Annotated in this window: 12 protein-coding genes and 1 riboswitch; of the genes, 10 read left to right on the top strand and 2 right to left on the bottom strand. The window is 45.0% G+C overall.

From position 1 onward, the window contains the following. Nucleotides 1–25: 25 nt before the first annotated feature. From BTA31_RS14470 to BTA31_RS14450, 5 genes are all read left to right on the top strand, one after another. Complete coding sequence (locus tag BTA31_RS14470; RefSeq protein WP_076792682.1) at nt 26–856, top strand: polysaccharide deacetylase family protein; 831 nt, start codon at nt 26–28, stop codon at nt 854–856. Between the two features lie 33 nt (nt 857–889). Beyond that, the gene (locus BTA31_RS14465; protein WP_076792853.1) at nt 890–1804 is read left to right on the top strand and encodes an LCP family glycopolymer transferase; all 915 of its coding nucleotides are present in this window, start codon (nt 890–892) and stop codon (nt 1802–1804) included. Between the two features lie 274 nt (nt 1805–2078). Next, nucleotides 2079–2663 carry an RNA polymerase sigma factor SigX gene (gene sigX, locus BTA31_RS14460; RefSeq protein WP_003183073.1) on the top strand — a complete coding sequence of 195 codons (585 nt, stop codon included), beginning with the start codon at nt 2079–2081 and terminating at the stop codon, nt 2661–2663. Continuing rightward, nucleotides 2599–3705 carry a GerMN domain-containing protein gene (locus tag BTA31_RS14455; RefSeq protein WP_076792680.1) on the top strand — a complete coding sequence of 369 codons (1107 nt, stop codon included), beginning with the start codon at nt 2599–2601 and terminating at the stop codon, nt 3703–3705. The genes sigX and BTA31_RS14455 overlap by 65 nt, the downstream gene beginning before the upstream one ends. Nucleotides 3706–3827: 122 nt before the next feature. Beyond that, nucleotides 3828–4652, top strand: a complete 825-nt coding sequence (locus BTA31_RS14450; protein ID WP_076792677.1) for a M23 family metallopeptidase — start codon at nt 3828–3830, stop codon at nt 4650–4652. 47 nt (nt 4653–4699) lie between these two features. On the opposite strand, the gene serA is transcribed toward BTA31_RS14450, so the two are convergent. Beyond that, the gene (serA, locus tag BTA31_RS14445) at nt 4700–6277 is read right to left on the bottom strand and encodes a phosphoglycerate dehydrogenase (protein WP_043926785.1); all 1578 of its coding nucleotides are present in this window, start codon (nt 6275–6277) and stop codon (nt 4700–4702) included. A 253-nt stretch (nt 6278–6530) separates the two neighbouring features. After that, nucleotides 6531–6664: riboswitch (FMN riboswitch) on the top strand. Between the two features lie 153 nt (nt 6665–6817). On the opposite strand from serA, the gene BTA31_RS14440 reads away from it, so the two are divergent. Beyond that, nucleotides 6818–7396: an ECF transporter S component gene (locus tag BTA31_RS14440; protein ID WP_076792851.1), complete on the top strand. Its 579-nt coding sequence runs from the start codon at nt 6818–6820 to the stop codon at nt 7394–7396. Between the two features lie 155 nt (nt 7397–7551). Here BTA31_RS14440 and BTA31_RS14435 read toward each other — a convergent pair whose 3' ends face one another. Further along, nucleotides 7552–7800, bottom strand: coding sequence for a ferredoxin (locus BTA31_RS14435; protein WP_003183064.1), 249 nt, complete (start codon nt 7798–7800; stop codon nt 7552–7554). Between the two features lie 263 nt (nt 7801–8063). Between BTA31_RS14435 and BTA31_RS14430 the strand changes: the two genes are divergently transcribed. Genes BTA31_RS14430 through BTA31_RS14415 form a run of 4 tightly spaced genes read left to right on the top strand, consistent with a single transcriptional unit; the run spans nt 8064 to nt 11973 of the window. After that, the gene (locus BTA31_RS14430; RefSeq protein ID WP_076792675.1) at nt 8064–9122 is read left to right on the top strand and encodes a YpbB family protein; all 1059 of its coding nucleotides are present in this window, start codon (nt 8064–8066) and stop codon (nt 9120–9122) included. Then, on the top strand, nt 9115–10608 hold the full coding sequence (locus BTA31_RS14425; RefSeq protein WP_076792672.1) for a RecQ family ATP-dependent DNA helicase: 1494 nt from the start codon (nt 9115–9117) through the stop codon (nt 10606–10608). Before BTA31_RS14430 ends, BTA31_RS14425 begins: the two co-directional genes overlap by 8 nt. Then, nucleotides 10602–11246 carry a CPBP family intramembrane glutamic endopeptidase gene (locus BTA31_RS14420; RefSeq protein ID WP_043926782.1) on the top strand — a complete coding sequence of 215 codons (645 nt, stop codon included), beginning with the start codon at nt 10602–10604 and terminating at the stop codon, nt 11244–11246. Before BTA31_RS14425 ends, BTA31_RS14420 begins: the two co-directional genes overlap by 7 nt. Then, nucleotides 11188–11973, top strand: coding sequence for a LysM peptidoglycan-binding domain-containing protein (locus BTA31_RS14415; protein WP_076792669.1), 786 nt, complete (start codon nt 11188–11190; stop codon nt 11971–11973). Before BTA31_RS14420 ends, BTA31_RS14415 begins: the two co-directional genes overlap by 59 nt. Nucleotides 11974–12062 lie beyond the last annotated feature (89 nt).

Here is a 12062-nt window from a genome sequence, read left to right as displayed (position 1 = left end):
ATGATAGCCTAAGGAGTTGGAAAAAGTGTCAAATTCACCAAAAGAAGATCATAAATTGAGCGCACTAGGAAAATTAGTGTTGGGTATGTTGATTGTACTGGGTATCACTTTGTTATGCATGTCTTGGAATGCACTTGCCGGCCCAAAGCAGGAACCAATAAAAGAAAATTCCGCCGCGTCAGCGCCGGTGTCGGGAGGCAAGCATAAAGCAGAGAAAAAAGAAAACAAGCAAACAGCGCCGGAAATCGGAAAGGTCGTCTACTTGTCATTTGACGATGGGCCGAATCCTGCAGCTTCAGATAAAATCTTACGTTTGCTCGATAAGTATCATGCAAAAGCTACATTTTTCATGTTAAAACCGAATATTGAACAAAATCCCGATATTGTGAAGAAAATGGTTGAAAACGGCCATTCTGTCGGCTCTCACGGAGTGACGCATCAAGTATCGAAAATCTATAAATCTCCTGAAAGCTTTGCAGCAGAAATGAACGATACGCTGAAAACGATCAAAGAAACGACCAGCGTTGACACACATTTGATCAGATCGCCTTACGGATCAAAGCCTTATATTACCGGTCCATTTCAAGAAGTCATTAAGCGGGACCACTTTAACCTTTGGGATTGGACTGTTGATTCAGAGGACTGGAAATCTGCAAATACGAACGGTCAATTTGTGAATAATGTGATTCAGCAAGTCAATAACCTTGCCGGTGTTGAGCCGCTTGTCGTATTAATGCATGAAAAACCGACGACTGCCGCCCATTTGGAAAAACTGTTGAAATACTTCCAAGAAAACGGATATGAAATGAAACCAATGCATGATTCGATCAAACCGGTTCATTTCAGATGGAATTAAAAATATGAGATGCATCAACAAGGAAGGGATAGTATAGTGAAAATGAGAAAAAGAAAACTAAAGATGAAAAATTTGATATTGTTTGTCCTCGCGCTAGTGATAACGATTGGCAGTGTGGTGTCATACGGGATTTACCGTACCGTCGCAAAATCAATCAATGGAATGTACGAGCCTCTTCATCGGGATGCTGAGCAGAAGGATGCTGCTCAGCACGGCCCTATATCCATTCTTTTATTAGGGATAGATGAGCGCCCTGGTGATAAAGGGCGCCCGGATTCTATGATTGTGATGACTGTTAACCCGGAGACAAAGAAAACGACCATGACAAGTATTCCGCGTGATACAAGGGTGTTTATCAAATCAAAGAATACCTTTTCGAAAATGAATTCGGCCTACACCTATGGCGGAATTGAAGGGACCGTTGAAACTGTAGAACAATTTTTGAACATTCCAATCAATTATTATATCAAAATCAATATGGAGGGGTTTAAAGATATTGTAGATGCAATTGGCGGCGTTACGGTGGATAATCAGATTGATTTCACTCTTGAAGGCGTGCATCTGTCTAAAGGGAAGCAGCATCTTGATGGCAAAACTGCTTTGACATATGCCCGGATGAGAAAAGACGACCCCCGCGGTGATTTTGGACGTCAAGAGCGTCAGCGTGAGATCATCAACGAAGTTATTCATGAAGGTGCACAATTAAAATCATTAACAAACTATCAAGAGATTTTGTCAGCATTAGAAAAAAACATCAAAACAAACTTAACACTGGACAATATGATCGATATTCAAAATTCTTATAAAGAAGCTGCTAAGGATATTAAACAGATAGAAATTGAAGGTGAAGATAAAAAAGTTGACGGCTTATGGTATCACCTCGTGACTGACGAAAAGAGAAAGGAGATTTCCAAAAAGCTTCGCCAACAATTGGACTTAAAGTCATAAACAGATGGACATCAGTCCATTTCAACGGATCCGCCTTATTTGCCTGAACGCTCCGATCAGGAGTACGAAAGCCTGCTTAGTGAACATGTGGGCTCCTATAAGCTTGGCACCTGTTCATTTCGAACGGGTGCTTTTATGCTTGTTAAGTTAAAATTAAGCTTAACTTTAGTTAAACCCCCTTTCCATTTTCATATGTTCGTAATATAGTTGTAATAGTTGTAATGTAACCTTTTAAGATTGACAAACGACAATAAATTGAACGGAGGGTTTTCAGGTGGAAGAAACCTTTCAGAAAATATATGATCAGTATCATCAGGATTTATTTCAGTTTTTATTTTATATGGTAAAAGACAAAAACCAGGCGGAAGACTTAGTTCAGGAAGTATACATCCGCGTTCTGCATTCTTATGAAACATTTGAAGGCAGGAGCAGCGAAAAAACCTGGCTTCTTTCGATTGCGCGGCACGTTGCGATCGACTGGTTCAGAAAGCAGCAGACGATCCGCCAGCGGATTTTGGGGACGTTTGACTGGGAGAAACAAGATGTAAAAGACCGCAAGCCTCTGCCTGAGGACATCGTGATGCAAAATGAAAACCTTAAGGAAATTTTCGAGGCCCTTGACAAGTGTACGCTTGACCAAAGATCCGTCATCGTATTGCGGTTTATCCAAGGGTATTCGATCAGTGAAACAGCAAAAGCCTTGAATTTTTCCGAAAGCAAGGTAAAAACCACTCAGCACCGCGGTCTGAAAGTGCTTCGTAAACAGATGGAGCTTTTGAAGGAGGATCCAAAGAATGAAGAAGTCAGAATGGAACGAAGAACGGCTGAAGGCGTTACTAAGCCAACTTCCAACGGTTAAGGATAATCGTTCGGCAAATCAGATCTATCAAAAGCTGATTTTCGCACCAAAGCGTAAATCACCGAAAAAACGGGTCGGCGCATTTGCTGCTACAGTTTTGGTTCTCTTTCTTCTGATGCTGATCACTCCCCAATTAATCGAACAGATCAGATCTCAAAACAGCGCCGACGCCGGCATTTCTTCTGACGGAAAATTGGTGCAGACGGAGGCTGATGCTGCCAAGTCTGAACCGGCAAATACGTTTGTCGTCCCCCAGAATCAAAGAGACGACTATATCACCTTCGCCTTCCTTGACGAGTCCAAGTCTGTCGTTGTCCCGATAAGCCTTGAGAAAAGCATAAGCATGACGAACCTTGAAGACGCGCTTCACGCGTACAGCCGGCTTGGAGTGGACCAATTTACATCGTTTGATACATCTTATCTTGATCAGGTGAAGTTCAAAGAACAGAAAAACAGTAAAAAACTGACGATTCAAGTGAATGAGAAAATACCGGGGCTTTCAGTCGAAGATTTCGAACGGCTGAAAAATGTGATCAATGAAACCTTTAAATGGGGTTCGTATGATTCTGTTCTGTTTATTTCCAATGATGAATCAGGTGTTGAGTTTGAAACATTCGGAATGCTCGCCGATATGGCGATTATGCATCAAACGCAAAAAGGCTATTATTTATATGAAAGCTCTGATGGACGCCGGTTCCTTGCACCTTCAAGCGAACCTTACGAAACGGTGCAGGAAGCGATAAAGATGATGAAAAATGAAGAAAGCGGCACTCATTTAAAACCCATTCTATCCGATGATACGCAGATTGAAGATATACAAAAGAATGGAAAAGAACTGATCATTCAATTTTCTTCCTCCGCGAATATTGAAAATAAACCTGAAGACGTCTTGATGGTGGAAGGCCTTCTATTGACCGCCAAAGATTTCGGGTTCACAAAAGTGAAATTTAAAAATGCATCTACAACCAAGGTCGGCGCCTATGACTTGTCGAAATCTGTACAGGTTCCGTACGCACCGAATCCGATGACGATAGAAAGCTAAAGACTCCACGTACGGAGTCTTTTTTTTATGTATAAAATGTATTGATTTGGAAGTATACTAAGCTGTCTCCGAATGGGGGGAATTTTACCGAAGATGCATGTAATAGGAGGATATGGAAAACTTTGAAGAAACTCAGACATCAAAACTTCCTGTTCGCGATCGCATGGCTTTCGGGACTTGCGCTTTTCGTCACCGCGCCGGGAGCGGCAGCCTCAGAGTGGATTGAACCGATTAAAGGGGAGATCACAGATCAATTCGGGACGAGAGGCGGAAAGCATAAGGGGCTTGACATCGCTGCTCCCGAAGGGGAGGCTGTAGCGGCAGCCGCAGACGGAACGGTAAGCAAATCGTATCAATCCGACTCCTACGGCCAAGTGATATTTATTAAACATGACAACGGGTATGAAACCGTTTATGCCCACTTAAGCAAACGCCTGAAAAAGGAAAAAGAACGGGTGAAAAAAGGCGAGCAAATCGGAATCATCGGCAATACGGGAATATCGACCGGAACCCACCTGCATTTTGAAATGCATTACGGTTCATGGACTGAAGATAAAAGATATGCAATCAATCCGCTGACAGTGTTTCGTGAAGAGGCGTTCCGGCAAAATTCTGTCCACGTTCATCAAAACGCCGGGACAATGAGCGGTGCAGTAACCGTTCAAAAAGGGGACACGCTCTGGAAAATCAGCAGGGATAGCGGTATATCAATCGAGGAGATCATGAGAATAAACGGGTTGAAACATTCGAATCTTAAAGCCGGTCAAACACTCCGCCTTCATGCCGATGAATCGAAGACCGGCACATATGTAGTGCAGAAAGGGGATACGCTTCATCGTATCGCCGAAAAAATGGGCGTTACTGTACAGCACCTCATCGAATGGAACGATTTGAAAGGAAAGCAGATTTATCCCCGCCAGCTGCTTGAGATCAGGGAGAATTCCTAAAAAAACGGAACCCGAAAGGAATTCCTTTCAGGTTCTGGGGTTTCTTATTAAGGAAGGTCGATGACTTTAACAGACACGATATCCGGGATGTTTTTCAGCTCATCTAAAATGGCGTCCTCAAGGTGGCGGTCAAATGAAAGCATCATGATCGCTTCTCCGCCTTTTTCTTTTCGGCCCACCTGCATAGTGGCGATGTTGATATCATGGTCTCCTAAAATTCGTCCGACATGGCCGATAGCCCCTGGTTTATCCTGATGGTGAATATACACAAGGTGTCCAGCCGGATAAAAATCGATATCAAAGCCGTTTAAGGCAACGATACGTCCGCCAAAGTGCGGAATGTACGTCGCTCTTAAAGAGAATGTCGTCACATCTCCGGTGACAGTCACAGAAATGCAGTTTTCATAGCCTGACTCATTGGAAGAAATTTTTTCGCTGAAGCTGATGCCGCGCTCTTTCGCAACGGTGCCGGCATTCACTTCGTTAACGGTAGCCGCGACCCTCGGCTTCAGGAATCCGGCCAAAAGGCTTTTCGTAATAAATGACGTTTCAAGCTTGGCGATAGAGCCTTCATATTGAATGGCCACATCTTGAACAGGCTCATTCATGCACTGGGACACAAGGTTTCCGATTGTATTGGCAAACTGATGATAAGGCTGGATTTTTTCGAATGAATCCTTTGTCATGGCCGGAAGGTTGATCGCGGACATCACGGGATTTCCTTGTGCATACTGAAGGACTTCTTCGGAAACTTGTGCAGCAACATTCAGCTGGGCTTCTTTTGTTGAAGCGCCTAAGTGAGGAGTCGTGACCACAAGCGGATGATCGATCAGTTTTGAATCGACCGGAGGCTCGACTTCAAATACGTCCAGGGCAGCGCCTGCGACATGTCCGCTTTCCAGAGCTTCCAAAAGCGCCGCTTCATCGATGATGCCGCCTCTTGCGCAGTTAACGAGACGAACGCCTTTTTTCGTCTTTGCAATGGTTTCTTTGTTCAAAAGTCCCTTCGTTTCTTTTGTGAGTGGGGTATGAACCGTAATGATGTCGGCGCATGCCAGAACTTCTTCAAAGCTGTTCGCATTAACGCCGAGCTTGCTTGCTCTTTCTTGAGTCAGGAACGGGTCAAATACATGAACGGTCATGCCGAACGCTTTTGCGCGGCTCGCGATTTCGCTTCCAATGCGGCCCATTCCGATGATGCCGAGCGTTTTTCCGTAAAGCTCTGAACCGACGTAAGCCGAACGATTCCACTCCCTTGATTTAACGGAGATGTTTGCCTGCGGAATATGTCTCATTAACGCTGAAAACATTGCAAAAGTATGTTCAGCAGTTGAAATTGTATTTCCGTTTGGCGCGTTTACGACGATGACACCGTGTTTTGTCGCCTCATCAATATCGATATTGTCGACGCCGACACCTGCTCTGGCGACGATTTTCAACGAAGTCATCTTTTTAAACAGTTCTTCGGTCACCTTCGTGGCGCTCCGCACCAAGAGAGCGTCAAACGTATGAAGCTCGTCTTCCGCTTCCGCAACATTCTTTTCTACAATTTCAATAAAATCTGCTTCCATTAATGGTTTAAGGCCGTCGCTGGACATTTTATCTGAGACCAATACTCGAAACATGTAAGATTTCCTCCTAAATAAGCGTCATAAATATCTGATAATTTACCATATTCCATAAAGGGTGTCAATGAGTTTCGCGCGGAAAGACGAAAATTAAAAATGAAATAACTGTGAATGTGCGGTTTTTAGCATGTGGAAAAAGTGAGTTTGCCGAAATATCCTGGCGGACGTCCCAAAACAGCGCAATAAGCTTTGAATCTGTACATTTTTTCACAATTAATTTATAATAATATCAGTATTAAAAATAAATAAGATCAATCTTCGGGGCAGGGTGAAATTCCCTACCGGCGGTGATGAGCAAGCGCTCTAAGCCCGCGAGCCTCTTTAGGGGCAGGATTCGGTGCGATTCCGAAGCCGACAGTATAGTCTGGATGGGAGAAGATGGAGGTTCCGTGCGTTTTGAAAGAAATTTTCAAACGTTTATTTGACCTGTCTGTAAAACAGCCCCGCTTTTTCAATAAAGCGGGTTTTTTGTTTAGGGCAGGGGAAAGAACCATTCCTCTTTTCGTGAGATGTGATCGAAAAGGAGAGAGTGACAAAATGAAACACAACAAGGTGAGACGTCTCGTCTCAATCAGCATGCTGAGCAGCATCGCATTTATTTTAATGATGCTGAGCTTTCCGATCTTGGGGGCATTCCCGTATTTAAAAATCGATTTCAGTGATATCCCGGCACTGCTCGCTGTGATTTTGTATGGTCCGGGAGCCGGAATTGCCGTTGAAGCGATCAAAAACGTGCTAAATTACTTTATTGCAGGAAGCGCCTCAGGTGTGCCGATTGATCAGACGGCTAACTTCATTGCCGGAACATTGTTTATCCTGCCGGCAGCTGTACTGCTTAAAAAATCAAGTTCTGCCAAAGGGTTTGTCACAGCTCTTTTCGCAGGGACGGTTGTGATGGCCGTTTCGATGAGCATTTTAAATTATCTATTGTTTCTGCCTGCCTACACTTGGTTTTTGAATGCTCCAGTGCTATCAGGAGAAGCGCTCAAGACCACAGTTCTGGCTGGAATCCTGCCGTTTAATTTCATCAAAGGCATCGCCGTGGCTCTCGTGTCCACGCCGATTTTCCTTTCGCTGAAGCCGCGGCTGAAGGAAACCGTCCGCATGGCCAAATAAATAGACATGAAAATAACAGGCACATGTGCCCGGATATTTTCAGCTGCAGAAGAAGCCGGATCTCTTTAGCCGGCTTCTTTTTGCTTGTTGATGAAGCTGTGCCTTATCTGATAAAAAAACATCCGGCACCTTATGCACCGGATGTTTTTTTGGCTTTATTCGTGTTTAAGCGGGTCGCCTTCGAACGGCTCATCCGCAACTTTGATCGAATCTGTAGGACAGCCTTCAAACGCGTCCATCATGTCTTCTTCTAAGACGTCAGGGACTTCGACGACACCCTGATTATCGTCAAGGGTCACAAATGCGATTCCCTCATCGTCGTAATCATAAATATCAGGAGCCGCAGCACCACAAGCTCCGCATGCGATGCACGTATCTTTGTCTACAATTGTATATTTTGGCATGAATAAAAAACCTCCCAGATTGTTCTTCGTTGGAACAAATGGTTTAACCCTCTATCTATCCGATATGAAACCTATTCCCATTCCTTATTGTAATGGTGTTAATCTTACATTTCAACTCAAAAATATTGAGAATGCTTATCACACAAGGGTTCTACTGCTAACATACCCCTTTTATATGAGTTTAAACGTCGATTTCTCCGCAAAATCTGTTAAAATAAAAAGAAGAAATGATCGAATGTTGCCGGAAGATTGTAGGTGAAGATATGCCGGTTCATTTTTTTGACGCCATTGTGCTTGACATTCTGTCATCCATGAAGGGTGAGCGTTCTCCAAGCGCCGTCTATCATTTATTAAAAGGAAAACGGTCGTCACAGACGATACAGGACGCCGGTTTATTTGCCGTTTCAAAATACTTCGGCTTTTGTTCGGCTCTGTCGAGAGAGCAGGTGACAGTCAGCGTTCAACAATTGAAGCAGGAGTCTTTGGTCAAAGAAAAAGCGGAAAGCGGCGCCTACACCGTCACCGAAAAAGGGGAAGCGGAACTTGCCGGCTTTTTTGCCCTTTACCCGTGGCCCCGCCATTTTCACGGCGGTTATTATCAGGCAGCAGCCAAAGTGATGTGGGCAAGGATGTCGCTTTTGATTCAAGTGCTCTCCAACAAGCTTTACCGTGAACGCGTGTATTTGCCGATCGTCAAAGATGATCAGATTCAGAACTGGGTTAAACAGTATTTAAGAAACCGGAATGCCGCTGAAACAGCAGCCCAGTTTCACCAAGAGCTGAAAGAGAAGCTGTCTGTTTTAAATCATGATGAACAGGCCGCTATTTTTGTTCACTCCCTGACGTCCGGAGCAAAAGCGGGCTATACATTTAGACAGCTTTCCGAAAAAATGGACCTTGATGAGTGGTACATATATACACTGTTTTGGGATGTTCTGCATCATTTTATTCAATCCGCCCAAAATGGTGAAAGTCCGCTTTTTCAAACGCTCATTCAGGACATACCTTTGAAGGATGGTCTGACACAATCGACGAGAAAAACGCTCTTTCTTATAAAAGAAGGGTATACATTAGACCGGATCGCAAAAATTCGAAAGCTGAAATCGGCGACGATCGAGGATCACATTGTGGAAATTGCGATTCATGATCCGTCTTTTTCCATCGATCAGTACGTGTCGAAAGAGGAGCAGAAAATCATTGCCGATTATGCGATAGCGAACCAAACCAATAAAATCAGACAAATTAAAGAGGGACTCGGCGGCCGATACAGTTATTTTAAAATCCGCCTCGCCCTGTCGAAAACGGTGATCAGGAATGGATAAACTTCATCAGGCGCTCCGCCGGTATTTTGGTTATCATACTTTTAAAAAAGGTCAGGAAACGATCATCAAAAGCGTGCTGGAGGGGCGGGACACGGTGGCGATGCTTCCGACAGGAGGCGGGAAATCGCTGTGCTATCAGCTTCCAGGGCTGTTGAAAGACGGAACCGTCCTGATCGTCTCGCCGCTTTTGTCTTTAATGGAAGACCAGGTGCAGCAATTGAAGATGCGCGGAGAGAAGAGAGCTGCCGCCTTGAACAGCGCTTTGACACACCAAGAAAAAAATGCCGTATTAAATCGGCTTCACCGCCTCAAGTATCTGTATATTTCACCAGAAGCACTCCAGTCCGGCCCAATGCTGAAAAAGCTTCAGTTGCTCAATGTCAGTCTTTTTGTCGTTGATGAAGCTCACTGCATCTCACAATGGGGGCATGATTTCAGGCCTGATTATTCGAAGCTTGGAGACATCAAGGCTCTCCTCGGTCATCCCGTCACTCTGGCGCTTACAGCGACGGCAACCGAAGCGACATTGAAGGACATTTCGGATATGCTGGGGCTTAAAGGCGCCAATTATTTGATCCATTCAGTCGATCGTCCGAACATTGCGCTTCATATTGAAAAGCTGCGGGATACCGCTGAGAAGACGGAGCGGCTGACAGAGCTGGTTCAAAAGCTGCAAGGTCCGGGTCTTGTTTATTGCCCGACGAGAAAATGGGCTGAAGAACTGGCTGACAGGCTCCGTAAAGAAACAAACTTGAGAACGGGATTTTATCATGGCGGGATGGAGGCAAGCGACAGGATGCTGATCCAGCAGCAGTTCATCCGCAATCAGCTTGATGTGGTCTGCTGTACAAACGCCTTCGGTATGGGAGTGGACAAGCCAGATATCAGATATGTGATCCACTTCAGCCTTCCGCAGACGATAGAGGCGTATCTGCAGGAAATCGGACGTGCCGGCAGGGATGGAAAGCAGAGCCTCGGCATTTTGCTGAAAGCCCCGGGAGACGAGGAGATCCAGGAGCAGCTGATTCAAATGGAAGCCCTCTCCCAAAATGATATCGGCTTTTTATACGAAAAGCTTGCCGGAGTGAAAGATGAACGCAGCCGGCGGGAAGTTCTGCAGCTGGCTGGTTTATCGGAAACGCAAGCCCGCCATTTTCTCCATCTTTATCAGAAGGTGCATCATCTGGGCGGCGATGGCCGGGCAGTCATTCAGAGGGAGATGGACAGCCGCAGGCAGCTTAAATTGAAAAAAGCGGCGGGATTCGCCGCCATCACCGAAAGCGAAGGGTGTTTCAGGGAAAGCTTGCTCGCTTATTTTAATGAACAAAATAAAACGCAGAAAACGGATGCAACGTGCTGTACATCCTGCGGTTTAAGTCTTGAAGCATACGAAGTCAAAGGAGACCGTCCGTCTATGAACAAATTGACAGCGTGGGAAGAAGAATTGGATACCATATTTGCCGCCAGCTGTGATCGTGTATGCTGAAAAAACAGTCAGAAATCATACGGCGCCTGTCAGACAGGGAAATGCTGAAACAGCTCTATTTTTCCCAAATGCTGATGCTTTTTACCGCATTATTGATGGGCATCTTTTTATTTGATGATACAGACGCTTTTCTATCGCTTTGGAATCCATCGGACTTTTTCATCCTGAAGTACGGGGCGCCGCTCGCGGCCCTCGTGATCATTGCCGACCTGATGGTGATGAAATGGGCTCCGAAGCATATGTATGACGATGAAGGGATAAATGAAAAGCTCTTTCGTGAACGCTCGTATCCTCATATCGTGATTCTTACCCTTTTCATTGCATTTGCAGAGGAAATATTGTTCAGGGGCGTTATCCAGACGCATTTCGGTCTCTGGGCGGCGAGCATTATTTTCGCGATTTTGCATTTTCGTTATTTGAAAAAATGGCTGCTGTTTGTAATGGTTGTGTCCATCAGCTTTTTGCTCGGATTGAGCTTTGAATGGACAGGGAATTTATTCGTTCCTGTCACGGCACATTTTTTGATCGATGTTGTATTTGCGTGCCAGATTCGTTTTCAACACGTAAGGAGGAGTTCACATGACGGAGATGTCAAGAATAGAGAGGAAGAAGAGGGAGCAGGAGAAGGCCCGTGCTGAAACGAGCCGGGAGGCGGCCGCGGCTGTTGAACTGAAGACACCTGATGATGAGATTCCTTCCAGACAGACTTATCATAAAAAAAAGAAGCCCAGCAAAAAAAAGAATAAAGACAGAAATCCACTATTCACGTCTCTTGCAGTCCTGTTTGTTTTCATTCCGATCATCGTCTTCGTGGTGTTCATGTACATGCTGAATCAAGGCGGCGATTCCAACCCTGATCAGTATGATGATGTGTTTTATGAAAACAAGTCCAGTGAAACAGGAATGACGAATGAAAATCAAAACGGTGAACAAGAGGCAGATCAAAAGGCGGCTTCGCAGCATACAGCCGCCGCCCTTCAAGAAGAAAAGCTGAAAGAGAGCAAACAACCGGAAAATAAAGAGGATGAACCGTCAAAAAAAGACGAGCAAAAGCAAAAAGAAAAAGAGCAGTCGAAAGAGGCAAAAAAAGCTGAGGAGCAGCCTGTCGCTGCAAAGAAGCCCGCACCGAAGCAGCCTGCGGAACAAGAGAAGAATACGGCAAGCGCAGCTCAAACACCGCCAGTTCAGCAAGCACCGCAGCCCAAAAAGGTGCTGAAGCATACGGTTGGCGAAAAAGAGACGCTTTTCCGGATTTCGATGAAATATTATAAGAACCGGTCAGGAGAGGAAAAAATCCGCAATTACAATCAATTATCAGGCAACAATGTCTACGCCGGCCAGGTCCTGGATATCCCGATTTATTAACAGTGGCATGATTTTGCCCGCGAATACATATACATTGTACTAACAAATAGGACAAGGTGTGAGGACTGTGGGAAGCGAGCTTGAAGAGC

The sequence above is a fragment of the Bacillus haynesii genome, from assembly GCF_001969855.1.
Lineage (GTDB): Bacteria > Bacillota > Bacilli > Bacillales > Bacillaceae > Bacillus > Bacillus haynesii.
The sequence above is the reverse complement of the archived record's forward strand: the minus strand, read 5'-3'. Positions and strand labels throughout refer to the sequence as shown.

Coding starts and splice junctions, on each gene's coding strand:
- BTA31_RS14420 (WP_043926782.1), top strand. CDS start 10,602: ATGCTGAAAAAACAGTCAGAAATCATACGGCGCCTGTCAGACAGGGAA.
- BTA31_RS14430 (WP_076792675.1), top strand. CDS start 8,064: ATGCCGGTTCATTTTTTTGACGCCATTGTGCTTGACATTCTGTCATCC.
- BTA31_RS14440 (WP_076792851.1), top strand. CDS start 6,818: ATGAAACACAACAAGGTGAGACGTCTCGTCTCAATCAGCATGCTGAGC.
- BTA31_RS14435 (WP_003183064.1), bottom strand. CDS start 7,800: ATGCCAAAATATACAATTGTAGACAAAGATACGTGCATCGCATGCGGA.
- BTA31_RS14425 (WP_076792672.1), top strand. CDS start 9,115: ATGGATAAACTTCATCAGGCGCTCCGCCGGTATTTTGGTTATCATACT.
- BTA31_RS14455 (WP_076792680.1), top strand. CDS start 2,599: ATGAAGAAGTCAGAATGGAACGAAGAACGGCTGAAGGCGTTACTAAGC.
- BTA31_RS14415 (WP_076792669.1), top strand. CDS start 11,188: ATGACGGAGATGTCAAGAATAGAGAGGAAGAAGAGGGAGCAGGAGAAG.
- serA (WP_043926785.1), bottom strand. CDS start 6,277: ATGTTTCGAGTATTGGTCTCAGATAAAATGTCCAGCGACGGCCTTAAA.